Raw genomic sequence first — 23,434 nt, forward strand, 5'->3', positions numbered from 1 at the left:
GCGCCTCACCGCAGCAGATAGGGGATTTCGACCTTCACCGCGCCGGTGGGGCAGTCCACCTCGCACGGCATGCAGTACCAGCACTCGTCATATTTCATGTGCGCCTTGCCGGAGGCCGGGTTGATGGCGAGCACGTCCAGCGGGCACACGTCGATGCAGACGCGGCAGCCCTTCTCGGCGATGCACTTCTCGTCGTCCACGGTGACCGGGACGGAGGTGGGGTGGTTGGCGAACGGCATGGGGCAGGCTCCGGAAATCGGGATTCGGCGGGATCACTCGGCGGCCAGCGCCGGGGTGCGCAGCTGGTGGTAGGCGCCCATCTCTTCCTCGGGGATGTCGACCACATAAGGGTCCACGGCGCGCTTCCTGTGGGCCATGCGGCCCATCTCGTCCTTGTAGAGGAGGGTGTGGCAGAACCAGTTCTCGTTGTCGGTGGCCGGGTGGTCCACGCGCCAGTGGTAGAGGCCCCAGCGGCTCTCGGTGCGGTAGAGCGAGGCGGCCGCCGCCATGTCGGCGCAATCGAGGATGGATTGCAGCTCCAGCGCCCGCATCAATTCGTGCGGGTCCTTCACGCACAGGGCGTTGAGGTCGTCGCGGATCTCGGCAAAGCGCATCTGGGCGATCTTGTACTTGGCGGTCACCTTCGGCGGCTGGAGATAGTCGTTCACCAGGCGGCGGGTCTTGTATTCCATCTCGTTCGGCGTGAGGCCGTCGTCGCGGCGGGTGGGGGCGAGCACCCGCTCCTGCTCGGCGATGACGTCCGCCGGGTCGTAGGCGGGCAGGTCGGTGGAGGCGCAGTAGTCGGCCGCGTCCTGGCCGGCGATGCCGCCGTTCACGAAGGCGCCGAGCATGTAATTGTGCGGCACGCTCGCCATGTCGCCGGCGGCGTAGAGGCCGGCCACCGTGGTGCGGGCGTTCTCGTCCACCCACACCCCCGAGGCCGAGTGGCCGGAGCAGAAGCCGATCTCGGAGATGTGCATCTCCACCATCTTCTCGCGGTAATTGGTGCCGCGCTTCTCGTGGAAGCGCCCGCGCGAGGGCCGCTCGTTGGAGTGCAGGATGGTCTCGATCTCGGAGATGGTCTCCTCGGCCAGGTGCGTCATGTTGAGGAAGACCGGGCCGTTGCCGCTCTGCAGCTCCGAGTAGAACTCCTTCATCATCTGGCCCGACCAGTAGTCGCACTCGATGAAGCGCTCGCCCTTGTTGTTGGCGGTGTAGCCGCCGAACGGGCCGGTGACGTAGGCGCAGGCCGGGCCGTTATAGTCCTTGATGAGCGGGTTGATCTGGTAGCATTCGAGGTTCGCGAGGCCCGCGCCCGCATGGTAGGCCATGGCATAGCCGTCGCCGCAATTGGCCGGGTTCTCGTAGGTGCCGAACAGGTAGCCGGAAGCGGGAAGCCCCAGCCGCCCGGCGGCGCCGCAGGCGAGGATGACCGACTTGGCCCGCACCACCAGGAACTCGCCGGTGCGGGTGTTCACCCCGATGGCGCCGGCGATGCGGCCGTCCGGTGCATTCAGCAGGCGGGTGGCCATGTAGCGGTTGGTCACCAGCACCTGGTGGCGGCGCAGCTGGCGGTAGAGCGCCTTCTTGACGTGGTGGCCCTCGGGCATGGGCAGCACATAGGTGCCCATGTGGTGAACCTTGCGCACGTTGTACTCGCCGGAGCCGTCCTTCTCGAACTTCACGCCGATGGAATCCAGGTACTGGATCATCGGGTAGGAGCCCGTGGCATAGGCCATCACCGCCTTCTGGTGGACGATGCCGTCATTGGCGACGGTGATCTCCTTCACATACTGCTCGGGGGTGGCGTAGCCGGGGATGACGGCGTTGTTCAGCCCGTCCATGCCCATGGAGACCGCGCCGGAGCGCTTCACGTTGGCCTTCTCCATCAGCACCACCTTGAGGCCGGGATTCTTCTCCTTGGCCTTGATGGCGGCCATGGGGCCGCCGGTGCCGCCGCCGATGACGAGGATGTCGGTCTCGACGATCTCAGGTCCAGTCTCGCTCATGAGGTCACCTCTGGAAGGTCGGTTGCGGCCCCATCCGCCGCGAGGGCGAGGAGGTAGGCGAAGGGGTAGACCCCGCGCGCGTGGCCATCGGAAAAGGTCAGGTTCAGGCCGTGCGCCCCGAAGGGGGCGACGCCGGCGAGGGTGATGCCGGAGAAGTCCGCGGTGAAGCGCCCCTGCGCCCGCGCGGCGAGGCAGGCGGCGCAGCGGCAGGCGGCGCGCAGCCGCGGCGCCGAAAGGTCCGCCCGTCCGCCGGCGAAGGCGAGGGTGAGGCGGCCTTTGTCCCTGTCGAGGCGGATCTCCTCGATCTCGGGCACGGGACGGGTGGGGGCAGACGACATCATGGGGCGATTGGACATCGCGGCGGGGGATGCCGATAGCAACTAGTTGCTGGCTGGAGCACTTCCAGAAACGGGCCGGGCGCGGCGCCCTCGCCGGCCAGGGGCCGCGCGGCGTTAAAGGAGCTTTGTCGCGCGCGAGGGGTGCGGGGCGCCGCGCCATGGGGCAGTCTTGCTGCCGCTTATGCGACTTTATGCGTACACGAAGCGCGCGCATGATGCCGCTAGAGCCGGATCCGCCTCCGGGGAATCGATTCCCCGGGAGCGCGCCCTACAGACGCACGACACCGCGTGACACAACGCGGGACCGGAGGAAAAGCCCCATGCCGAGCAAGCGTCCACCCATCCTCAAGCGCCAGCGGGCCACCAAGATCGTCGCCACCGTCGGCCCGGCCTCCAACAGCGAGGAGAAGCTCAAGGCCCTGTTCCTGGCGGGCGTGGACGTGTTCCGCCTCAATTTCAGCCACGGCACCCAGGCCGACCACGGGGTGGTGCTGGACCGCATCCGGCGGCTGGAGAAGGAGATGAACCGGCCCATCGGCGTCATCGCCGACATGCAGGGCCCCAAGCTGCGCATCGGCCGGTTCAAGGACGGCGCCATCGCCCTCAAGCCCGGCGACATCCTGCATTTCGATGCCGACGTGGACCGGCCCGGCGACGAGACGCGGGTGCCGATCCCACATCCGGACATCCTCGAGGCCCTCACCGTGGGCTCCACCGTGCTGTGCGACGACGGCAAGGTGCGCCTGAAGGTCATCAAGAAGGGGGACGGCTTCATCGAGGCCCAGGTGGTGGCCGGCACCAAGCTTTCCAACAACAAGGGCTTCAACATCCCCGACGTGGTGCTGCCGCTCTCCCCGCTGACCGAGAAGGACCGCAAGGACCTGGAGTTCGCCTGCGCGGCGGGGGTGGAGTGGATCGCCCTCTCGTTCGTGCAGCGCCCGGAGGACATCCACGAGGCGCGCGGCCTCATCAAGGACCGCGCCGCGGTCATGCTGAAGATGGAGAAGCCGGCGGCGGTGGAGCACCTCACCGAGCTGGTGGAGCTTTCCGACGCCATCATGGTGGCGCGCGGCGACCTTGGCGTGGAAATGTCGCTGGCCGAGGTGCCGGCCCTGCAGAAGCGCATGATCGCCGAGGCGCGCAAGTACGGCCGCCCGGTGATCGTGGCCACCCAGATGCTGGAATCCATGATCACCGCGCCGGTCCCCACCCGCGCCGAGGTGTCGGACGTGGCCACCGCCGTCTATGAGGGCGCCGACTGCGTCATGCTCTCCGCCGAGACCGCGGCGGGCCAGTTCCCGGTGGAGGCGGTGACCTTCATGGACGACATCATCCGCCACGTGGAGCGCGATCCCGGCTACCGCAAGGTGCTGGACGCCACCCAGTCGGAATGGGGCAAGTCCATCGGCGACGCGGTGACCAAGGCCACCTACCAGGCGGCCATGGCGGTGGATGCCACGGCCTTCGTCGCCTTCACCCTGTCCGGCACCACCGGCCTGCGCGCCGCCCGCGAGCGGCCGGCGATCCCCATTCTCGGCCTTACCCCGAAGATCGAGACGGCGCGGCGCCTGGCCTTGTCCTACGGCGTCCATGCGGTGCACATGAAGGAGGACATCCACTCCTTCGGCGAGATGGTGGACACGGCGGTGCGCACGGCGGTGGAGCATGGCCTCGGCCAGCCGGGGGACCGGCTCGCCATCACGGCGGGCGTGCCCTTCGCCAAGCCGGGCACCACCAACATCATGCGCATCACCACCATCGGCGCCACCAATCCGCCGTCGCGCCACGACGTGGACGCGGAAGCGGTGAAGGTGCCGAAGGGAAAAGTGCACGCCTGAGTTTCAGGCGACGCGCGGCGGCCGGCGGGCGCCCCCCGCTGCCGCCGCTGCGTCTTGCCGCAGGTTCGGCCTGAAACCGATTTCTTCGCCCGACGACACACCTCGATACTCCCGGCGGGCTGGACGGCGGCGGGGTCCACGGGGATAAGCTGCCTGACCCATAGGTCAGCCGGCTCGCCCATGCCCCTAGAAATCGAGCGCAAGTTCCTTGTCACTTCCGGCGCGTGGCGCGAAGGCGCCGACGCCTGCAGCATCCGGCAGGGCTATCTGTGCCTCGGCGTGGACACCACGGTGCGCATCCGCATCGCCGGGGCCGAGGCGTTCATCACGGTGAAGAGCAAGACCGAGGGCCTGTCGCGGGCCGAGTTCGAATATTCCATCCCCCTCGGCGACGCCGAGATGATGCTGGAGACGCTCTGCGCCCGCCCGCTCATCGAGAAGACGCGCTACACCGCCGAGCACGCCGGCAAGGTGTGGACCATCGACGTATTCGCGGGCGAGAATGACGGGCTGGTGGTGGCCGAGGTGGAACTGAACGGCCCGGATGAAATCGTGTCCCTGCCCGACTGGGTGGGCGAGGAAGTGACCTACGATCCGCGCTACCGCAATTCCGCCTTGGTCAACGCGCCGCTGGGGAACGGCTCCTGAGGGGCCGGCCCGGCCGCCCTCAACCTTTTTCCGCCGAACGGCCTTTGCCCGAACCGCATCCCCCGTGGACCGGCATCCCCCGGCTCGCCCCGGGGATCTGCCCCGCGGCGGGGCCGGCGTCCGGCTTTTCAAGGCGGCGCGGCGAGGGGGTGGATGCCCCGGCGAGCCGGGGCATGACGGCGGTGCAGAACGGTTCCCCTCCGCCTCCCGGCCGCCCTCAGCCCTTCAGTGCCCCCTCCACCGCCAGCATGTCGCGCCAGGCGAGGCGCTTGCCGAGGGGCGTGCGCAGCAGGTAGGCCGGGTGGAAGGTGGCGATGGCCCTTATGGTGCGGCTGCCGGTTTCGTAGGGCATGAAGCGCCCGCGCAGCTTGGTGATGCCCTCGGTGGTGGCGAGCAGCGCCTGGGCCGACGGCCCGCCGAGGCAGACCAGGATATCCGGGTCCGCCAGCTCGATCTGGCGGGCGATGAAGGGCCGGCACACCGCGGTTTCCTGCGGCGTCGGCGTGCGGTTGCCCGGCGGGCGCCAGGGAATGACATTGGCGATGTAGGCGCTGGAGCGGTCGAGGCCGATGGCGCCCATCATGAGGTCGAGCAGCTTGCCGGAGCGGCCGACGAACGGCAGGCCCTGCTGGTCCTCGTCGCGGCCCGGCGCCTCGCCCACGAACATCACCCGCGCCTGCGGGTTGCCGTCGGCGAAGACCAGGCGGGTCGCGGTGCGCTTCAGGGCGCAGCCCTCGAATCCATCGAGGATGGCGCGCAGCTCGTCGAGGGTGGCGGCGCCGCGGGCGAGCTCGCGCGCCGACATCACCGCCGCATCCGGCGCCTGGGTGATCAGGGCGCCGGCGGTCGGCGCCGCCGGCGGGGCGGGGCGCGGCGCGGCGCGCGCGGCGGGGGCCTGCGGGCGCACGGCGGGGTCGCCCGGCGGGGGGACGCGGCGGCGGGTGCGGCCGGAGGCCTGCGGGCGCGCGCCGGCTCCGCCGCGCTCTCGGCGAAGCGGTCCACCGGCGCTTCACCCAGGGCCACGTCCACACCCGCCTCCAGATGGAAGGCGAGGATGTCGGCGAGGTTTTCGGGCGGCGCGGTCATGGCCGCATCCTAGAGCGCGGTCCGGGCAAATTGCATCCATTTGCTCGGTGGCGTGTGCGGCGAGAGGGTTGCATCAGTTCCGCCTGCGGCGGATTGCCCCGAAGGCCGAACCGCCCGCGCCGGTCATTCCGGATGCTGCCTGTAGTCGAAGTCGGTGTCCGACAGCAGCCAGAACGCGCTGATCCGCCCGTCCCGCAGGTGGTAGAAATAGGTGACCTCGGTGCGGAACGCGGTGCCCGCCTTCAGGAGCGAGCACGAGAAGATGAAGCGGATCGCGAACTTGTCCTCGTCGGCGACGATGTCGCGAATGTCGTAGGAGGAAGCGCCGAAATTCTGGACATCCCATTGCAGCCTGCTGCGCACGTCGTCGAGCGTCAGGGTCTGCGCGCGGTGATGGCCGATCATGTCCGGGTGGTAGAAGCGCGCGAGCGCGGTGTGGTCGTACGGCTCCCAGACCTCCCGCATCAGCCGCTGGGCGAAATCGCGGACTTCGGTGGGCGACATGGACGGCTCTCCGCGCTGGGGCCGGGCACGCTACGCCAAAGCGCCGGGACGGTAAACGTGCCGCCGGCGCCCGGCCGGGGCGGCCCTTTTTCTCCCGCATCGCGGCGGGGGCCGGAGGCACGGCCGCGCCCGTGCCTCATTGTCATTGCGGCGCAACCGTGGAAAAAGTCCAAGCAAGGAATGAAGGACAGACACGGGAGCTTGAGGCATGAGCGCGGCGGAACTGCCTGAACGCGAGGGCATGGATTATGACGTGGTGGTGGTGGGCGGGGGCCCCGCCGGCCTCGCCACCGCCATCCGCCTGAAGCAGCAGGCGGCCGAGCGCGGGTCCGAAATCTCCGTGGTGGTGGTGGAGAAGGGCTCGGAGGTGGGCGCCCACATCCTCTCCGGCGCGGTCATCGATCCGGTCGGCCTCGACGCGCTGGTGCCCGGCTGGCGCGAGGATGCGGAAACGCCGCTGTCGGTAAAGGTCAACGACGACGCCTTTTATCTTCTCGGCCCGGCCGGCGGCTTCCGCCTGCCCAATTTCGCCATGCCGCCGCTGATGAACAACCACGGCAACTTCGTCGGCTCGCTGGGCAATGTCTGCCGCTTTCTGGCGAAGAAGGCCGAGGAGCTGGGGGTGGAGATCTATCCCGGATTTGCCGCCGACGAGATCCTCTATGACGACAAGGGCGCGGTCATCGGCATCGCCACCGGCGACATGGGGGTCGACAAGCACGGCGCGCCCAAGGGCGAGTTCACCCGCGGCATGGAATTGCGCGGGCGCTACACCGTGTTCGCCGAGGGCGCGCGCGGCCACCTCACCAAGCAGCTCATCGCCAGGTTCGGCCTCGATGCGGGGCGCGACGTGCCCAAGTTCGGCATCGGCCTGAAAGAGCTGTGGAAGGTGAAGAAGGAGCACCACAAGCCGGGTCTGGTGCAGCACGCCTTCGGCTGGCCGCTGGACAGCAAGACCGGCGGCGGCGCCTTCCTCTATCATATCGAGGACGAGCAGGTGGTGGTGGGCTTCGTGGTCCACCTCAACTACCAGAACCCCTGGCTCTCGCCCTTCGACGAGTTCCAGCGCTTCAAGACCCATCCCTTCTTCCGCGACACCTTCGAGGGTGGCAAGCGCATCGCCTATGGCGCGCGCGCCATCACCGAGGGCGGCTGGCAGAGCGTGCCCAAGCTCGCCTTCCCCGGCGGCGTGCTGGTAGGCTGCGCCGCCGGCTTCGTCAACGTGCCGCGCATCAAGGGCAGCCACAATGCGGTGCTCTCCGGCATGCAGGCGGCCGACCACCTCGTCGATGCCATCGCCGCCGACCGCAGCCACGACGAGCTTGCCAGCTACGAGGCGTCGTGGCGCACCTCGCTGGTGGGGCAGGACCTGAAGAAGGTCCGCAACATGAAGCCCCTGTGGTCGCGCTTCGGCACCTTCATCGGCATCCCGCTCGGCGCGCTGGACATGTGGACCAACACCTTCGGCTTCTCGCTCTTCGGCACGCTGAAGCACGGCAAGAGCGATGCCGCGTCCCTGAAGCCGGCCAAGGACTGCAAGAAGATCGCCTATCCCAAGCCGGACGGGGTGCTGACCTTCGACAAATTGTCCTCGGTGTTCATCTCCAACACCAACCACGAGGAGGACCAGCAGGTTCACCTCGTGGTGAAGGACATGGCGCTGCAGAAGTCCTCCGAACACGACATCTATGCCGGCCCGTCCAACCGCTATTGCCCGGCCGGCGTGTACGAGTGGGTGGAGGAGGGGGCGGACGCGCCGCGCTTCCAGATCAACGCGCAGAACTGCGTGCACTGCAAGACCTGCGACATCAAGGACCCCAACCAGAACATCACCTGGACCGCCCCCGAGGGCGGTGGCGGGCCGAACTATCCCAACATGTGAGCGGTGAACGGCGCGGTGTCGCAGCCCCGGATTCGGGGCTCCGCGACTTTCGCGCCGTCCGGGGGTTAAATCGCAAGCGTTCGGACGCGGGAAGCCGCCCGGGCGCGCATGATGCCATCCGACTTGGCCGAAGCCGGGCTAGGTCCTGTCCACGCTTCCGGAACCACCTGATCCGGCATTGATCCCCAATTGCAGCTCGGCGCGCGCGCGGAGGAGGTGCTTCTGGATCTTGCCGGTCGGGTTGCGCGGCAGCTCGCTCACGAAAATCCAGCGTCGGGGCACCTTGAAGTCCGCAATTCGTTCGGCCACGAAGGCGGAGAGCTCATCCGTCGCGGGATTGGATGTTTTCGGCACGATGAAGGCGCACAGGTCTTCGCCGAGCTTCTGGTGCGGAATTCCCACCACCGCCACCTCCTTGACGCCGGGATGCTCGAAGATCGCATTCTCCACTTCCGTCGAGGTGATGTTGAAACCACCCCGGATGATGACGTCCTTCCTACGATCCATGTAATAGAGATATCCCTCCGCATCGCGCCGCCCATAGTCGCCGGTCCATAGCCAGCCATCGTGAAACGTCGCGGCGGTCGCCTTCGGATTTTTATAATAGCCCTGGGACACCGCGGGACCACGCATCACCAGCTCGCCCATTTCATCGTCGTCGGCGCGGCTGCCGTCCGGACGGGCGACGTCGACCGTACACAGGGGCATTCCCATGCCGACCGAGCCGATTTTGCGCAGCGCGTCGCGGCCGGCGAGGAAGGTGCCCGTCGGCCCGGCTTCGGTGAGGCCGTAGGTCTGGCGCAGCTCGACATGCGGGAATGCCTCGGCGAGGCGCCGAATGACCTCCCGCGCCATCGGGGCGCCGCCATAATCGAACACCCGCATGGCGGAAACGTCGTGCCGCCCGGGGTCGAAAGCGTCCAGCATGAAGATGTAGATCGCCGGTACCGCGCAATAGACCGTTGTTCGCTCCCGTGTCATGCGCGCCAGCGTCGCTTCCACATCGACCGCCGGCTCGATGACCAGTGTCGCGCCCGCCCACAGCGTCGCCATGATGTTGAAGTGGAAGCCCGACGACGTGAACAGGGGAAAGGGGCTCTGGTACGTGTCTTCAGGTCCCAGGGAGAGGGCGCCGGCAACCGCGATTCCGGTCGCCACCGCATTGGCATGGGTGAGCATTACGCCTTTGGGGCGGCCCGTGGTTCCGGATGTCAGCAAGATATCCGCCACATCGTTCTCCTGCACCCGCGGGAACTCTTCAGGCCTCACCCGAGCCCGGTCGAGGCGCGCGGCCCAGTCCCCGTCGACGCCGATCCTGATCACCCGGCCCGAGAGCGCCGGAAATGCCTCCGCAAGATGGCCGGCCGCAGCGTCATGGGAGGCCTCGTGGACAAGAAACGTGCATTCCATGTCCGCGATCGCGGCGCAAAGTTCCGGAAGCGCAAACCGCGCATTCAGGGGCACGACGATGGCGCCGGCGCGCATGGCCCCCAATGCCGTCGTGACATATTCGGCGGCGGCGGTGTTCGTCATCAGGATGCCCAGATGATCTCCGCTCGCCAGGCCGGCTTCCCGCAGGGCTGCCGCAGCCTGATCCACCCGCCGGGCGAGCGCTCCATAGGTCAGGCGCGCCTCGCCCGTCGGGGCGAGGCTGGGAGCCACCAGGGCGAGCTTGTCGGGGTACAGGGCACCATTGCGGTCAAGCAGGGCGAGCGGCGTGCGCCACGCGATGGACTCCGGCAGCGGCAAGGTGAAGGAGTGGGTACCCATGATGTTCCTCTTGGTACCGGGCGTGAGACTTGCCGACACACGGCGGGCGCGAAAGAAGTCGGCCCGCCGGCGCCTGCTATGCCTTCGGAAGGCCCATCCAGTTCACGATGTTATTTCGCTGAATCGCCGCCGATCCTCCAATGATCGGCATCAGCAGGCTTTCGCGAACATACCGTTCGACGTCGTATTCCTTGGCGTAGCCATAGGCGCCGAAGATGGTCTGGGCATCCAGGGCGACCCTGCGACCGACCTCGCAGACGTGCAGCTTGGTCATGGCGGTCTCCAGCCTGCACGTCTTGTTGTCCTGGGCCAGCTGGGACGCATGGGCCATCATGAGCCTCGAGCCATGCAGGGCCGTCCGCATGTCCGCGAGCAGGTGACGGACGGACTGATTGGAGCAGATGCGGCGGCCAAACTGGGCGCGCTCCTGAACATAATTCCAGGAGTCGTCATAGGCAGCGGCGGCGATGCCCAATGCCATGGCGGCGACTTCGAGCTTTTCCACGTCGAGGCCCGATCCCACGATGAAGTCCCACCCGCGGTTCCAGCCCGCCGCGCCGCCGATGACGTTCGCGAGCGGCACACGCACGTCGCAGAGCAGGACATCCGTTGTTCCGGCTCCCTTCATGCCCATGCAGTCGATCTGCGTGATGCTTACGCCGGGCGCGTTCGGAGGAACGAGGATGAGCGAGAGGTTGTGGTACCGCTCGTTGGCCGGGCCGGTGCGCACCAGGGTGAAGATGTAGTCGGAGAGGGCGGCGCCCGAGCAGAAGCGCTTGGCGCCGGAAATGATGACGGCGTCTCCGTCACGAACCGCGCTGGTTCTCACCGAGGCGAGGTCCGCGCCGACATCCGGCTCGGACCAGCCATAGGCGAAAAGGAGCTGGCCGGCCGCGACCTTCGGCAGAAGCTCCGCCTTCTGCTCGGGCGAGGCGCATTCGGCAAGGTTCATCCCCGCATAGCACGCACACATGATGTAGGGGACCGCCACCGCCATGCTTCGGCGCGACAGCTCCTCGATGACGACCATGCAGGCAGGAATGTCCCGCCCCGCGCCGCCATACTCCTCGTCCACCGTGAGCCCCATCATCCCCAGCCCGGCAAGCCGGTCGAAAACGTGACGCGGAAAGTGGTTTTCCTTGTCCCATCTGCGGGCCTGGTCGCGCGGCATCTCCGTCTCGACAAAGCGACGGACGGTGTCGCGTATCATCGCGATATGTTCGGGTTCTTCGAGGTTCATCGCGCGACCCTTTGCATCCAGTCAACGGCCGGTGAAGACCGGCGGGCGCTTTTCGCGAAATGCGTTCACCGCTTCCTGGTGATCTGAAGTTTTGTTCGAGAGCGCCTCCAGGGAAAGCGAGGTGTCCATGATGGCATGCGCCATCTGTTTCAAACCGATATTGACGGACATCTTGCTCCATCGAATGGATTTCTTCGCCCCTGCCTGCAGGCGCGCCACGAAGGCATCGACGCGGGCGTCGAGCTCCCCGGCGGGCACGGCATGGTTGATGAGGCCGATCGCGGCCGCCTCGCTTGCAGGCAGGAGGTCTCCGGTCATCAGGTATTCCTTCGCCCGGGCATAGCCGACGAGCTGAGGCCAGATGACCGCGCCGCCGTCGCCGGCGACGAAGCCGACCGAGACATGAGGGTCCCCGATCTTGGCGGCTTCCGACGCGAAGATGACGTCGCAGAAGAGCGCGAGCGTCGCCCCGAGGCCCGCGGCGTGGCCATTCACCTTCGCGATGATGGGCTTCTCGCAATCGAGCATCGAGAAGACGATGCGCCGGCCCTCGGCGGCGGTCTTCTCGAAGGCGCCGTCGAGATCGATCATCTTCTGCATCCATTCGATGTCGCCGCCGGCCGAGAAGGCGCGTCCGGCACCCGTCAGCACGATGACATCGGTCTCAGGATCGAGCGCCGCGACGGTGAAGATCTCGGCCAGCTCCTCATGCATCCGCTCACCGACCGCGTTCAGCTTCTCGGGGCAGTCCATGGTGATGGTGAGAACGCCACCGTCATGCGAAAGCTTCAACGCTTTGAACTTTTCGTACTGCACGGTTTCCTCCGTTCGGTGTTGGCTCTTGCATGCGTCCGGCCCGTGATCCGGCCCCGGGAGACACAAGCGGCCTTTCTGCGCGTCGCTTGGCGGATGTCCGGTGCGCGCGCGGACGTCTCTCCGGCATCACCCGATCGCGTCGTGAGGCGTGGACCCCTCGGATTGCATGGCGGCGCCAGCCGGCGGCGCGCGCTCTAGGCGTCCACCAGATGCTTCTTGATGAAGGCGGCGCCCGCCGCGCCAGCGCGCGTCAGATGGTCCTGCTTTGCGTAAAGGCTCATGTGCGAAACCTTGGGAATGACCGCCAATTCCTTGCGCGCGGATGGCACGGAATGAAACGTTGCGATCTCCAGGTCCCACAGCGTGATCGAGTCGCCCTCGGCGACAACGAATAGTATGGGCTTATCGTAAATGCGCTTAGCGAAATATTCTATATTGTAACTCAAAAGAATTTCTGTGCTCTCGATCGTGCTCCAATGCTCGTGATTGGGGCCTCGCGCTCCTTGATCTCAAGAAACACCTGATGCACAACGGGGAAGGGCCAGGTGGATAGCTCGGTCTCCGGTGTCAGCGACGACATCGGGAGTCTGCCGCCCTCGCCCGTCGCCCTCTTCCGGCGATCGTCGAGGAAAAGCTCCTCCAGCGCGGCAAAGTGCGTTGATCCGTGATTCCGCCTCATGGTTTCAAAGCCGTTCACGACCGGGATGTTGGAGACCGCCATCTTCACGCGGCTGTCGATCGCGGCCAGCGCGATGACGTGGCCGCCAGCGTAGCTGATGCCCCAGACGCCGATCCGTTGGCTGTCGATCTCGGGCAGGGTCTCGGCAAAGGTGATGGCGTTGCGGTAGTCCTCGATCTGCTCCCAGGGGTCGAGGTGCTGACGACGGTCGCCGCTGCTTTCGCCGAGGTTCCGGTAGTCGAACATGAGCACGGCGGCGCCCGCCTCGACGATGCCGGCGGCATAGTGCGGAAGCACGATCTCCTTCACGTAGCACCAGCCGCCTCCCATGATGACGAGAGGCGCGGGCGAGCTGACCCCCTCGGGCAGCACGAGCACGCCGCTCAGGGTGTAGCCGCCGCTGCGAAACTGAACTTTCCTCCCGGCCTGCATGTCGCCGATCCTCCCTGCGATATAAACTGGTCGACCGACCAATTTATTATGAAGGCGCGGCGGCCCTGTCAATGGCTTGCGGCGCCTTTGACGATGAAGGATTGTGGGGCGCCAAGCCTCCTGGAGTTGTCGCGACGTGAAGAAAGTGAAAGGTGTGCCGGCTCTTCCGACCCGAGAGCGTATCCTGAACGCGGCGGAACATTTGTTCGCGGCCCGCGGCTATGATGCAACGTCCTTGCGCGACATCGCGATAGATGCCGGAACACGGACGGGTCTGGTTTCCTATCACTTTCAGAGCAAGGAGGCCCTTTACGAGACCCTCATTTCGCGCCGCTCGACGGAGATCGGGCGGCTGCGCCTCGAGCTTCTTCATGCGGAGAGGCGGAAATGCATGCCGAATCCGGTCCCGGCCGAGCGCATCGTCTATGCTTATACATGGCCGTTCCTGGATCTGTCGCGCAGCGAGGACCCGGGCTGGGCAAGTTATACGAAGCTCATATCGGGAGTCGCGAATTCAGCCCGCTGGGCGAGCCTGATCGGCACCTACTACGACCCCGTGGCGACGGTTTTCTTGAGCGAGTTCCAGCGCACCCTGCCGGGATGTCCGAGAGAAAAAATCGTGGCGGCGTTTACCTTTATGGTCAGCGCCATGCTCAGCATCGCGGCTGAGACCCGGCGTACCGACAACCTTTCCAACGGCGCCCTTCCCTCGACCGACTTGACGCGAATGTTCGACATCATGCTGCCGTTCATTTCCGCGGGGTTCGACCGGCTCGGCGCCGATGGCGGCGATGCGCATGCGGGGCGGGAGGGGTGACGCCTCAAATCGCCGCGAATTAGGTCTCCGTCACGCACTTTTCTGTTGACACCGTGAGAGGTTGATTATTTGGTCGGTCGACCTAATCATTTCCGTCCGAAAGACGGCGGGTCACGAATTGGGTGCCTGCTCGACGTGCCGCCTGAAGCGGGACCGGCGGCAGGCGCGCAAAGAAAAATGGGGATGGAAGCATGCGGATCAGAGCCGTTTCCCTCGCGGGACTCCTTGCCGTGGCCACTGTGAGCCAGGGCCCGGCGGTGGCAGCCGACGGGCCGATGACCGTGAAGATCGGGGTGCTGAGCGACCTGTCGGGTCCGTTTTCGGATTTCGCCGGGAGGGGGTCGATCATCGGAACCCAGATGGCGGTCGACGACTGCCTCAAGGCCGAATGCAATGGAATGCAGATCGAAGTTATCGCGGCAGATCACCAGAACAAGCCCGACGTCGCCTTGAGCATCGCCCGAAAATGGGTCGACACGGAAGGGGTGAATGTCATCGGAGACGTGGTCGTTGCGTCGATCCAGCTTGCCGTTCAGTCGCTGGCGCGCGAGCGCCAGAGTTTCACCGTGCTGTTTCCGGGCGGGGTCAACGCCCTGACGAATGAAGACTGCTCGCCGAACACATCCGTTCAGTGGATGTGGGATACCTACAGTCAGGTCGCGGGCGCCGTCAAACCTTTGGCGAAGCAAGGCACCAGCTGGTTCTTCCTGGCCGCGGACTACGCGTTTGGTCACTCCCTGCAGAAGGACGGCACGGAGATCATAAATGCGCAAGGCGCGAAAGTCGTCGGGTCGGTCCGACACCCCTTTCAGGAGCATGACTTTTCGTCGTTCCTGCTGAAGGCGCAGGCGTCCGGGGCGAATTATGTCGCGTTCGCCAATGCGGGTCCCTACGCCGTCGCCTCTATTCGTCAGGCGACGGAGTTCGGCCTTTGGCAGGGCGGCCAGAAAGCGGTGGCGCTGTTTCTTACCCTGCAGGACGTCAAGGCGCTCGGACTGAAATCGGCGGGCGGCACGCAGCTGACCGAGAGCTTCTACTGGAATTACGATGACAGGACCCGCAGCTGGTCCGCCCGCTACGCAGAGCACTGGCCCGACCGCCGCATGCCTTCCATAAGCCACGCGGGGGCATACTCGGCAACCTATCACTATCTCAAGGCGGTGGTCGCGTCGAAATCGGTTGATCCCAAGGTGGTCACCTCCAAGATGCGCGAGCTTCCCATCGCGGACGACATTGTGCGCAACGCCACATTGCGCCCGGATGGCCGCCTCGTGCACGACACGTATCTTCTCCAGGTGAAGATGCCCAATGAATCGACGTCCGACTGGGATGTATACAACGTGCTGAAGGTCATACCCGGCAGCGAGGCGTTCAAGCCCATGTCGGAAAGCGCCTGCCCGGCTCTCAAGGGGCGGGGCTGACAAGGGATGGCGGGCTTGCAGAGGCCTGACGCGTCAGGCCTCTCGGTTCTGCCGGTACAAATTTGCCCGGATCGCGCTCTGGAGCATTTCCCCGTTTCACGGACATCGGGGCGGCGCCCCGGTGTCCTTGCGCGATCGGGCCTTCTTCACGCGAGGCGGTCTTCACGTCGCCCGAAAGCGCTCTAGCTGTTATCGAAGGGCGGCGGAAGGCGGCGGGCGATCTCCAGGTGCCGGCGAAGCAGGGTCGCCGCCCATTCGCGATCTCCTGACCGCAAGACATCCATGATTTTGAAGTGTTCTTGAATTAAGATCTCGATCCGGTCGCTATCATCATAGGCATAATATTCGCTCAGTCTGCGAAGGCGGTTTTGCTGGCGGACGCCTTGGAGAATGAAGGGGTTGCCCGACATCGAAGCCAAGATCTCGTGAAATTCGGCATTCACCTCAAAAACGTCGCGTCCCTTCAAATCCCCCGCCTTGGCGAGTTTCAGGATCTGTTCATGGGCATGGCGGCTGCGATCGAGCAGGGCTTCATCCAGCTTGAAGGTCGGCTCCAGCAATCCGGCCGGCTCGATCAGCGCGCGGAAGCGATAACTTGCATCATAGGCCTCGGCGGAGTTGAGCACCGCCAGGAAAACCCAGCGATGCCCGTTTCCCCGCTGCACGAGGCCATCCTGCGTCAAGCGCGTCAGGGTCCGCACGAGCTGGGCTCGAGACACCCGGTAGCGGCGCATGAATGCGGCTTCGGTGAACTGCTCAGGCACCTTGTCCCGCATCCGGTCCCTGGCGATGCGGTCATAGAGCGCCACGTCGGAAGGCGAACCGTCGAGCTCCAGATCGGCCAACGCCTCGGCGCCCTGGGCCAGGTAGTGCCCCCGGTTGGGGGTTGCTGTCACGACGCCTTTCTCGGCCAGCACCGTCAAGGCGGCGCGAATGGGAGAGCGGGACACGCCGAACTCATCCACCAGCTGAGATTCGGTCAGGTGATAGCCCGCCGGCAAGTTCTCCCGCCGGATGAAGTCGATGATCTTGGCGGCCAGCTCCTCCTGCACCCGGCTGATCTTTTTTTCACGCATACGTGCGCACCATCCCCAGACACCGGAATGCGAAAAGCGATTGGACGCTGGGCGAGCAGCGCGGCTCGCCCAGCGTTGCTCGCTCAATCCTCCCCCGCAAGCGCCTCGTCTCTTGCGTGTCGGATGTTCGGCATAGCGATAAGCAGGGCGAGCAGGGCGGTCAATATGAGCAGCCCCAGGGCGATGGGATGATGGACGAAGGTCATCCAGTCGCCATCCGACAGGAGCAGCGCCCGGCGCAGCTGTTCATCGAACGCGCCGCCGAGAACCAGCCCCAGCAGCAGCGGGGCTACCGGGAAGTTCAGTTTCTTGACCGCGTATCCAAGCAGGGCAAAAGCTATAAGGATGTAAACATCGAAGACGCGATTGCTCTCCGCGAAGGACCCGATGGCGGTGAGCACCAATATGCCGGGAAACATGTAGATATACCGGATGCGCAGCAGTGAAACCCATATGCCGATCAGGGGAAGGTTGAGGATCACCAGGATAAAATTGCCGACCCACATGCTGGCGATGAGCCCCCAGAAGAGCTCCGGCTGCTTGACCATGACTTGTGGCCCGGGTGTGATCCCGTGCGTGATCATCGCGCCCAGCATCAGGGCCATGAGCGCATTGGGCGGGATTCCCAGGCTGAGCATGGGAATGAAGTTTGCCTGCGCCGCCGCATTGTTCGCCGCCTCCGGGCCAGCAACGCCTTCAATGGCGCCACGCCCGAACATGCCGGGACGGCGGGACACCTTGCGTTCGAGGCTGTAGGCGCCGAAGGCGGCGATGGTTCCGCCGCCGCCCGGCAGAATGCCGAGGATGGTGCCGAGCGCGGTGCCGCGCAGCACGGGGGCGATCGAGCGGCGAAAGTCGTCCGCCGTGGGCCATAGGCGACGAATTTTCTCGATCCTGCGTCCCGCGCCGCCGGTTTCCTCGATGCTGGTGGCGATCTCGGCGATGCCGAAAAGTCCGATCGAGACCGCCGTGAATCCAATCCCGTCGGAAAGTTCGAGAATGCCGAAGGTGAAGCGCTCGGTTCCGGTGTTGACGTCCATGCCGACGAGGCTGAGCAGCAGGCCGATCAGGGCCATCGCGATCGATTTCGCGATGGAGCCGCCGGACAGCAGCACCGAGGACACGAGGCCCAAGGTGAGAAGCGCGACATATTCCTCCGGCCCGAACAGCAGGGCCACCTTCACCAGGGTGGGGCCGGCGACCGCGACGACGAGGGTCACGACGCAGCCGGCGAACAGGGAGGCGAGCGCCGCGATCGCCAGAGCCGACCCGGCGCGCCCCTGCAACGCCATCTTGTGACCGTCGAGGCAGGTCACCACCGTCGACGCCTCACCGGGAATATTGACGAGAATGGATGTGATGGATCCACCATACTGCGCGCCGTAATAGACGCCGGCCAGCATGATGATTGCGCCGACCGCCGGCAAATAGAAGGAGATCGGCAGAAGGATCGCAAAGGTCGCCAGCGGACCGATGCCGGGCAGCACCCCGATCAGCGTGCCGAGCGTTGCGCCAAGAAGGCAATAGCCGAGGTTATCCAGAGCGAGCGCGACGCTCATGCCGTAGACGAGGTTGTTCAGGAGATCCATGTCGGCCACACAGAGAGGTTCAGCTTGAGAAAAACCTTGAAGACCAGGACCGCCAGAGCGGTGACCACGACGGCGGTCGCCACTCGCTTCCTCAGGTCGGGAAAAGGTGTCGCAAACGAGCCCAACAGGGCGCAGGCGCCCGCGGCAAGGACGAGGCCGCCGGGTTCGACCAGCAGGCTAAACGCCAGGATGCCCGCCACCAACGCCCCGATGGGGCGAGGCCGCCAACGGGGCATGGCGACCTGTGTTCGCAACCCGTCCAGCACAATGAAGGCGCCCACCCCAAGGATCATCCAGGCGACGAGGCGGGGAAAGAAGGACGAGCTGGACGGCCCCTCTCCGTCGAACGGCAGGTGCGAGACCATAAGAAGGGCCGTCGCGCCAACCAGGACGACAAAGGACCCGGCGATGACATCGCGATTCATTTGCATGCGCGCCTCGTGGTCAATCCGGAAGCGTCCCGGACCCGGGGGCCGGGGACGCTAGCCTTCGGGCGTCAGGGCTTCATGGTGGCGCGGACGCGATCGAGCTGGCTCTTCTGCGCTGCTGCGAAGCCGGCCGCATCCGTGTAGTTCGACGGTTCGCCCACGGCATCCGCGAACTTGCGCCAGACCGCCCTTTCCATGGCGGCATGAAACTTGTCGTGCAAATACTTGACGACCTGCGGCGGCAGTCCCGCCGGACCGACGAGGCCCTTCATATTGGTCGCGACAACGTCGTAGCCCAGTTCTTTCAGCGTGGGCACGGCGGGATAATGGCTTGAGCGCTCCTCGCCGCTGCCGGCGAGCACGCGGATCGTTCCCGCCTCCACCTGGCCCTGGATTTCCTCGGTGGCGCCCATCGCCACGTCCACCTGCCCGCCAAGCAGCGCCTGCATGATCGGCGCGCCGCCCTGGAACGGCACCTCCTTCAGGCGGACGCCCGCCGCCTTCTCGATCATGCCGCCGATGGAATGGGGCAGGCCGCCGATGCCGGTATTGGCGAGGGAGATCTTTCCGGGCTTCTCCTTCGCGGCCGCGACGATGTCTTGCACGGTCTTGAACGGGGAGTCGGCCTTCACGATGATGAAGAAGGGGTTGTTGGTCAGGCGAATGATGGAGGTGAAGTCCTTCGCCGGGTCATACGGCACGGCGCGATGGGCGGGCACGGATGTCGTTTCCGATCCGCCCGCCACGAGCAGGGTGTAGCCGTCGGGCTTGGTATTGGCGACCGTCTGGGCGGCGAGCACGCCCGCCGCGCCGGGCTTGTTCTCGACCACGAGCGGAACCGGAAAATCGCCCTGCGCGGCGGCCGCGATGTTGCGGGCCGCCTGATCGCTTCCCCCTCCCGGGGCGAAGCCGACGACGATCTGGATGGGCTTGTCCGGCGTCCATTCCTGGGCGCCGGCCGCGCCGGCCCAGAAGACGAGCGCAACAGCAACAGAGGCTGTCCGTGTCACGATACGCATTCTAAGTCCCTCTGGTTTGTGCTTGTTGGGTTGTGATTGGCCTGAGTTCAGGCGATCGGCCGTCTGGATCAGGCTCCGAAGCCCCCGCCGCCCGGCGTTTCAAGCGTCAGCGTCGCACCGGGCTGGATCGTCTGGATTTCGCGCGGATCGATGGGCGCGCCATCGAGGAGAACGCGCCCCACCGCTCCCATCCCGCCGCCCAGCAGGCCGGGTGCGGGCGTCTTCAGGCGATCGGCCATGAAGGACGCCGTGATCGGCTCATCGCCAAGCATCAGCATTTCGAAAACCTGTCCGTCGCCGCCCCGGTGGCGGCCGTCTCCCCCGGTTCCCCCACGCAGCGCGCGGCGCAGGATTCGAACCGGAGCCTGTGTCTCCACCACCTCGATGGGCGTATTCGAAAGGTTGCTCGGGAAGCTGAGCGTCGGCAGCCCGTCGGCCTGCGAGGTCGCTCCCTGTCCGCCGTTCAGGAAGAAAGTCGATGCGAAGCGCTTTCCGCCGTTGGCGCCGGCGAGGTGGACGCACCAGAGCGGCGAACCGGGCGCGGCGCAAACCTTGTCGGGAACGATGCCGACGAGCGCGCCCATGATGGCGGGCGGGATGAGGTGGCCCGTCATGGCGCGCGCGCTCACGGCCGCGGGGAAGCGCGGATTGAGGATCGATCCCAGGGGGGCGGAAACTTTGATCGCCCTGAACGAGCCGTCATTGTTCGGCACGGTCGGAGAGAAGACGCACTTCAGGGTGTAGGCCGAATAGGCGAAGGTATAGATCGGAACGACATTGATCGCGCGCGGAAGCTGGGGCGAGGAGCCGGCGAAATCCACGTTGACGCGGTCGCCGATGATCTCCACGCGGCAGCGGATCGTGACCGGCTCGACGAACCCGTCCACGCTGATTTCGTTTTCATGCACGCCGTCGGGCACAGCTTCGATCGCGCTGCGCATGGCGAGCTCCGAGCGCGCCTGCATCTCGCTGCCGACGACCTGCAGGTCGCAGCGCGTTTCCTCCAGGGTGTCGAGCAGGCGCTGCCCCAGCATTCTGTTCGCCGCGACCTGGGCCCAGAGGTCGCCGATGACCTGGTCGGGCACGCGGACGTTGTCCCTGATGATGGCCACCAGCGTCTCATTCACCGACCCGTTGGAGATGAGCTTCGAACGGGGAATCCTCAAGCCTTCCTCGAACAGCTCGGCGGTGCTGGGCGATCGCAGCCGCCCGCCGATGTCCGCAGCATGCGCCACCGTGCCGGAAAAGCCGACGAGCTCCTCGCCACGGAATATGGGCATGGCGACGTTGATGTCGGGCAGGTGGCCGGTGCCGAGCCAGGGGTCGTTGGTGATCATGACGTCTCCCGGCCGCAAGGTTTCGCGGGGGAAGACATCGAGGAAGCGGCGAATGGTGTTCGGGAGAGTGCAGATGAAGGACGGAATGCTCTGGCTGGACTGCGCGAGCAACTGGCAATCCCGATCGAGCAAGACAACCGCATAGTCGTTGGACTCGCGGACGATGCTGGAGAAAGACGTTCTCACCAGGGTTGCCGCTGCCTCATCCACCAGGCTGACCAGGCGGGTCCAGAGTATTTCCAATGTAACGGGATCTATATTGCTCATAGTCATGCCTCGAGCGTCACGAGAACACTGAGGTTCTCCAGCACTTCCACACGCGCCGCCACGGGGACGACGATCGTCGATTCCTCTTCTTCGAGAATGAGCGGTCCCGTCAGGACTGTTCGTTTTGGCAGCGCGTATCGCTCATAGACGGGAACTTCACGCATGGCGTCATCGGCCGTGCAGAAGATGGGGCGGCGGGCCTTCGGAGCGACGCTGGCCTGCGGTCCGGCACGGGACGGCCAGACGAAGTCGCGCACGCCCTGCCGGGTCGATCCGACGACGCGCCAGGTGACCGTTTCCGGTATGCCGGCCGGAAGGACGCCGCCGTAAATCTCGTCGTATCTCTTGTGGAAGGCCGCGACGAGGTCCGCCGCGAAGTCGGCGCCGGGCTCGCGATAAGGAAACCGCACCGTCACATTCGCGCCCTGGCCGAGATACCGCATCTCCACGAGCAGCTGCCAGTCGACCGTCTCGGACGCCGGAAGGCCGACCGAGATTTCCTCGCCTGCCGTGCCGCGCATGGCCGCGACCGCGGCCCGGATCTCATCCCAGTCGAGGCCATCCAGCCGCGCCGGACGCGACCAGGAGCGCTCGACCCGCATGGGCGCGGCGAGGAAGCCGAGGCACGAGCCGGTGCCCGCCGCGATGGGAAACAGCACGCGCGGCACCCGAAGCTTGCGCGCGATCTCGACCGCGTGCATCGGGCCGGCGCCGCCGGTGGCGACGAGGGTGAACTGCCGCGGATCCTGCGCCTTTTCGGCGATGTGGACCCGCGCGGCGCCCGACATCGCCTCGTTCACCACATTGAAGATGCCCTTGGCCGTCGCCTCGGCGCTAAGCCCGAGCCGTTCTCCGAGGGTCCCCAGGGCGCGATGTGCCGCATCAAGGTCGAGCCGCATCCGCCCGCCGAGGAAATAGCCCGGATTGAGATAGCCAAGGACGAGGTCCGCATCGGTGACGGCCGGCTCGGTGCCGCCGAGTCCGTAGCAGGCGGGCCCGGGGTAGGAGCCGGCGCTTTCGGGACCCACCGTCAGGAGGCCGAGTTCGGACGCACGCGCAATGCTGCCGCCGCCCGATCCGATCTCGATCAGGTCGATGCTCGCCACCAGCAGCGAAAGGCCGCTGCCCTTCTTGAAGCGGCGCACCCGGGCGGTTTCGAACATATGCACCACGCTGGGTTCCCCACCCGTGACGGTGCAGACCTTGGCCGTGGTTCCCCCCATGTCGAATGCGAGCACGTCGGAGAAGCCCGAGGCGCGGCCCGCATTGGCCGCGCTGAGGACCCCTCCGGCGGGACCGGATTCCACCGCCGCGATCGGAATGTCCGCCGCCACCGATGCGGTTGTCGTTCCACCACTCGAGAGCATAACGCGCAGCGCCGCGTCGACGCCCGAGCGCCTGAGGCGGGCTTCGAGCTCCTCGAGATAGGCTTTGACGAGGGGCTGCACGTAGGCGTTCGCGGTGGTGGTGGTCGTGCGCTCGTATTCGCGGATCTCGCAGGCCACCCGCGAGGAGAGGCTGACGGACACGCCCGGCAGCGCTTCCCGAAGGGCGCGGCCGATCTCATTCTCGTTTTCCGCGTTGACGCAGGAATGCAGCAGCGCGACCGCGACCGACGCCACGCCGGACGCCCGGATCTGCGATACGACTTGCGCCAGTTCTTCGCCCTGCGGCCGCGCCACCACGGTTCCGTCGGCGGCGATGCGCTCGCCGATCTCGAACCTCAGCTCGCGGGGAACGAGCGGGGGCGGCATCTCGAGGTTGAGGTCATAGAGGTCGTAGCGAACCTCGCGGCGGATATCGAGAATGTCCGCGGTGCCGGCGGTCGCGACCAGCGCGGTCGACGCGCCCTTGCGCTCGATCAGCGCATTGGTGACGAGGGTGCTGCCGTGAACCACGCTCTCGACCTTCGGCGCGGCGCAGGCGGCATCACCATGTCCCACGGCCGCGAGCAGATCCTCGACGACGGCGGACAGCGCCTCCCCCGGATTGTCGTGCGTCGTCAGCCGCTTCGCCAGGAAGATCTGTCCTTCCGGGACAATCTCGATGACTCCATCCGTGAACGTGCCGCCGATATCGACGGCTATGCGGAACCCCATTCCTCGCTCCTCGCGACTTAACGTCGGCATCATCGTTCAAATGATAAACAAAAAACAATTGGTCGCAACAGCGAGCGGGCGACTTTTTCGGCAAAATCCCATGCTGCACTGCATTTAGCCACATGCTGCGCATTGAATA

At 66.0% G+C, this 23,434-nt stretch carries 22 protein-coding genes; 5 read left to right on the forward strand and 17 right to left on the reverse strand.

Annotation, left to right across the window (positions count from 1 at the left end; all coding sequences use genetic code 11):
• Positions 1-5 precede the first annotated feature (5 nt).
• Genes EZH22_RS11710 through EZH22_RS11720 form a run of 3 tightly spaced genes read right to left on the reverse strand, consistent with a single transcriptional unit; the run spans position 6 to position 2,350 of the window.
• A complete protein-coding gene (locus EZH22_RS11710; RefSeq protein WP_012114793.1) occupies positions 6-239 on the reverse strand; it encodes a 4Fe-4S dicluster domain-containing protein in 234 nt (77 codons plus the stop codon).
• 33 nt (positions 240-272) lie between these two features.
• The gene (locus tag EZH22_RS11715) at positions 273-2,009 is read right to left on the reverse strand and encodes a fumarate reductase/succinate dehydrogenase flavoprotein subunit (protein WP_203195784.1); all 1,737 of its coding nucleotides are present in this window, start codon (positions 2,007-2,009) and stop codon (positions 273-275) included.
• Positions 2,006-2,350 (reverse strand): gamma-butyrobetaine hydroxylase-like domain-containing protein, encoded by a 345-nt coding sequence (locus tag EZH22_RS11720; RefSeq protein WP_203195785.1) that lies wholly within the window; start codon positions 2,348-2,350, stop codon positions 2,006-2,008. The genes EZH22_RS11715 and EZH22_RS11720 overlap by 4 nt, the downstream gene beginning before the upstream one ends.
• 317 nt (positions 2,351-2,667) lie before the next feature.
• Here EZH22_RS11720 and pyk point away from each other — a divergent pair, with 317 nt between their 5' ends.
• The gene (gene pyk, locus EZH22_RS11725; RefSeq protein WP_203195786.1) at positions 2,668-4,185 is read left to right on the forward strand and encodes a pyruvate kinase; all 1,518 of its coding nucleotides are present in this window, start codon (positions 2,668-2,670) and stop codon (positions 4,183-4,185) included.
• A gap of 180 nt (positions 4,186-4,365) precedes the next feature.
• Complete coding sequence (locus EZH22_RS11730) at positions 4,366-4,833, forward strand: CYTH domain-containing protein (protein WP_203195787.1); 468 nt, start codon at positions 4,366-4,368, stop codon at positions 4,831-4,833.
• A gap of 217 nt (positions 4,834-5,050) precedes the next feature.
• Here EZH22_RS11730 and EZH22_RS11735 read toward each other — a convergent pair whose 3' ends face one another.
• The 3 genes from EZH22_RS11735 to EZH22_RS11740 form a co-directional block, all read right to left on the reverse strand.
• Positions 5,051-5,638, reverse strand: a complete 588-nt coding sequence (locus EZH22_RS11735; RefSeq protein WP_408647693.1) for a uracil-DNA glycosylase — start codon at positions 5,636-5,638, stop codon at positions 5,051-5,053.
• Between the two features lie 26 nt (positions 5,639-5,664).
• Positions 5,665-5,919, reverse strand: coding sequence for a hypothetical protein (locus EZH22_RS32865; RefSeq protein ID WP_408647694.1), 255 nt, complete (start codon positions 5,917-5,919; stop codon positions 5,665-5,667).
• Positions 5,920-6,042: 123 nt separating this feature from the next.
• Positions 6,043-6,423, reverse strand: coding sequence for an ester cyclase (locus EZH22_RS11740; RefSeq protein ID WP_203195788.1), 381 nt, complete (start codon positions 6,421-6,423; stop codon positions 6,043-6,045).
• Between the two features lie 208 nt (positions 6,424-6,631).
• On the opposite strand from EZH22_RS11740, the gene EZH22_RS11745 reads away from it, so the two are divergent.
• A complete protein-coding gene (locus EZH22_RS11745) occupies positions 6,632-8,305 on the forward strand; it encodes an electron transfer flavoprotein-ubiquinone oxidoreductase (protein ID WP_203195789.1) in 1,674 nt (557 codons plus the stop codon).
• A gap of 138 nt (positions 8,306-8,443) precedes the next feature.
• Here EZH22_RS11745 and EZH22_RS11750 read toward each other — a convergent pair whose 3' ends face one another.
• The 5 genes from EZH22_RS11750 to EZH22_RS11770 all read right to left on the reverse strand — a co-directional run bounded on the left by EZH22_RS11750 (position 8,444) and on the right by EZH22_RS11770 (position 13,242).
• Positions 8,444-10,075 (reverse strand): class I adenylate-forming enzyme family protein, encoded by a 1,632-nt coding sequence (locus EZH22_RS11750; RefSeq protein ID WP_203195790.1) that lies wholly within the window; start codon positions 10,073-10,075, stop codon positions 8,444-8,446.
• A 76-nt stretch (positions 10,076-10,151) separates the two neighbouring features.
• Positions 10,152-11,315, reverse strand: coding sequence for an acyl-CoA dehydrogenase family protein (locus EZH22_RS11755; protein ID WP_203195791.1), 1,164 nt, complete (start codon positions 11,313-11,315; stop codon positions 10,152-10,154).
• Between the two features lie 21 nt (positions 11,316-11,336).
• Positions 11,337-12,131 carry an enoyl-CoA hydratase/isomerase family protein gene (locus EZH22_RS11760; protein WP_231711432.1) on the reverse strand — a complete coding sequence of 265 codons (795 nt, stop codon included), beginning with the start codon at positions 12,129-12,131 and terminating at the stop codon, positions 11,337-11,339.
• A gap of 194 nt (positions 12,132-12,325) precedes the next feature.
• Entirely contained in the window at positions 12,326-12,577 is a 252-nt protein-coding gene (locus EZH22_RS11765) for an alpha/beta hydrolase family protein (RefSeq protein ID WP_203195792.1), read from the reverse strand.
• Positions 12,574-13,242, reverse strand: coding sequence for an alpha/beta hydrolase (locus tag EZH22_RS11770; protein WP_203195793.1), 669 nt, complete (start codon positions 13,240-13,242; stop codon positions 12,574-12,576). Before EZH22_RS11770 ends, EZH22_RS11765 begins: the two co-directional genes overlap by 4 nt.
• A gap of 136 nt (positions 13,243-13,378) precedes the next feature.
• Between EZH22_RS11770 and EZH22_RS11775 the strand changes: the two genes are divergently transcribed.
• Positions 13,379-14,059 (forward strand): TetR/AcrR family transcriptional regulator, encoded by a 681-nt coding sequence (locus EZH22_RS11775; protein ID WP_203195794.1) that lies wholly within the window; start codon positions 13,379-13,381, stop codon positions 14,057-14,059.
• Between the two features lie 191 nt (positions 14,060-14,250).
• A complete protein-coding gene (locus EZH22_RS11780) occupies positions 14,251-15,480 on the forward strand; it encodes an ABC transporter substrate-binding protein (RefSeq protein WP_203195795.1) in 1,230 nt (409 codons plus the stop codon).
• A gap of 182 nt (positions 15,481-15,662) precedes the next feature.
• Here the strand turns inward: EZH22_RS11780 and EZH22_RS11785 are convergent, their stop codons facing one another.
• From EZH22_RS11785 to EZH22_RS11810, 6 genes are all read right to left on the reverse strand, one after another.
• Positions 15,663-16,556, reverse strand: a complete 894-nt coding sequence (locus EZH22_RS11785) for a GntR family transcriptional regulator (RefSeq protein WP_203195796.1) — start codon at positions 16,554-16,556, stop codon at positions 15,663-15,665.
• An 83-nt stretch (positions 16,557-16,639) separates the two neighbouring features.
• Positions 16,640-18,145, reverse strand: coding sequence for a tripartite tricarboxylate transporter permease (locus EZH22_RS11790; protein ID WP_203195797.1), 1,506 nt, complete (start codon positions 18,143-18,145; stop codon positions 16,640-16,642).
• Positions 18,133-18,576 carry a tripartite tricarboxylate transporter TctB family protein gene (locus EZH22_RS11795; protein WP_203195798.1) on the reverse strand — a complete coding sequence of 148 codons (444 nt, stop codon included), beginning with the start codon at positions 18,574-18,576 and terminating at the stop codon, positions 18,133-18,135. Before EZH22_RS11795 ends, EZH22_RS11790 begins: the two co-directional genes overlap by 13 nt.
• Before the next feature lie 65 nt (positions 18,577-18,641).
• Positions 18,642-19,592, reverse strand: a complete 951-nt coding sequence (locus tag EZH22_RS11800; RefSeq protein WP_203195799.1) for a Bug family tripartite tricarboxylate transporter substrate binding protein — start codon at positions 19,590-19,592, stop codon at positions 18,642-18,644.
• Positions 19,593-19,660: 68 nt separating this feature from the next.
• Positions 19,661-21,196 carry a hydantoinase B/oxoprolinase family protein gene (locus tag EZH22_RS11805; RefSeq protein WP_203195800.1) on the reverse strand — a complete coding sequence of 512 codons (1,536 nt, stop codon included), beginning with the start codon at positions 21,194-21,196 and terminating at the stop codon, positions 19,661-19,663.
• Positions 21,197-21,198: 2 nt separating this feature from the next.
• The gene (locus EZH22_RS11810) at positions 21,199-23,295 is read right to left on the reverse strand and encodes a hydantoinase/oxoprolinase family protein (RefSeq protein ID WP_203195801.1); all 2,097 of its coding nucleotides are present in this window, start codon (positions 23,293-23,295) and stop codon (positions 21,199-21,201) included.
• Positions 23,296-23,434 lie beyond the last annotated feature (139 nt).

This window comes from Xanthobacter dioxanivorans, assembly GCF_016807805.1.
Classification (GTDB): Bacteria; Pseudomonadota; Alphaproteobacteria; order Rhizobiales; family Xanthobacteraceae; genus Xanthobacter; species Xanthobacter dioxanivorans.

Bases quoted from the DNA above. Each gene is read 5' to 3' on its own strand.
- EZH22_RS11795 (WP_203195798.1), bottom strand. From the start codon at position 18,576: ATGCAAATGAATCGCGATGTCATCGCCGGGTCCTTTGTCGTCCTGGTT.
- EZH22_RS11730 (WP_203195787.1), top strand. From the start codon at position 4,366: ATGCCCCTAGAAATCGAGCGCAAGTTCCTTGTCACTTCCGGCGCGTGG.
- EZH22_RS11740 (WP_203195788.1), bottom strand. From the start codon at position 6,423: ATGTCGCCCACCGAAGTCCGCGATTTCGCCCAGCGGCTGATGCGGGAG.
- EZH22_RS11780 (WP_203195795.1), top strand. From the start codon at position 14,251: ATGCGGATCAGAGCCGTTTCCCTCGCGGGACTCCTTGCCGTGGCCACT.
- EZH22_RS11745 (WP_203195789.1), top strand. From the start codon at position 6,632: ATGAGCGCGGCGGAACTGCCTGAACGCGAGGGCATGGATTATGACGTG.
- EZH22_RS11810 (WP_203195801.1), bottom strand. From the start codon at position 23,295: ATGGGGTTCCGCATAGCCGTCGATATCGGCGGCACGTTCACGGATGGA.
- EZH22_RS11755 (WP_203195791.1), bottom strand. From the start codon at position 11,315: ATGAACCTCGAAGAACCCGAACATATCGCGATGATACGCGACACCGTC.
- EZH22_RS11790 (WP_203195797.1), bottom strand. From the start codon at position 18,145: ATGGATCTCCTGAACAACCTCGTCTACGGCATGAGCGTCGCGCTCGCT.
- EZH22_RS11785 (WP_203195796.1), bottom strand. From the start codon at position 16,556: ATGCGTGAAAAAAAGATCAGCCGGGTGCAGGAGGAGCTGGCCGCCAAG.
- EZH22_RS11715 (WP_203195784.1), bottom strand. From the start codon at position 2,009: ATGAGCGAGACTGGACCTGAGATCGTCGAGACCGACATCCTCGTCATC.
- EZH22_RS11710 (WP_012114793.1), bottom strand. From the start codon at position 239: ATGCCGTTCGCCAACCACCCCACCTCCGTCCCGGTCACCGTGGACGAC.
- EZH22_RS11805 (WP_203195800.1), bottom strand. From the start codon at position 21,196: ATGAGCAATATAGATCCCGTTACATTGGAAATACTCTGGACCCGCCTG.
- pyk (WP_203195786.1), top strand. From the start codon at position 2,668: ATGCCGAGCAAGCGTCCACCCATCCTCAAGCGCCAGCGGGCCACCAAG.
- EZH22_RS11735 (WP_408647693.1), bottom strand. From the start codon at position 5,638: ATGTCGGCGCGCGAGCTCGCCCGCGGCGCCGCCACCCTCGACGAGCTG.
- EZH22_RS11720 (WP_203195785.1), bottom strand. From the start codon at position 2,350: ATGATGTCGTCTGCCCCCACCCGTCCCGTGCCCGAGATCGAGGAGATC.
- EZH22_RS32865 (WP_408647694.1), bottom strand. From the start codon at position 5,919: ATGACCGCGCCGCCCGAAAACCTCGCCGACATCCTCGCCTTCCATCTG.
- EZH22_RS11750 (WP_203195790.1), bottom strand. From the start codon at position 10,075: ATGGGTACCCACTCCTTCACCTTGCCGCTGCCGGAGTCCATCGCGTGG.
- EZH22_RS11770 (WP_203195793.1), bottom strand. From the start codon at position 13,242: ATGCAGGCCGGGAGGAAAGTTCAGTTTCGCAGCGGCGGCTACACCCTG.
- EZH22_RS11800 (WP_203195799.1), bottom strand. From the start codon at position 19,592: ATGCGTATCGTGACACGGACAGCCTCTGTTGCTGTTGCGCTCGTCTTC.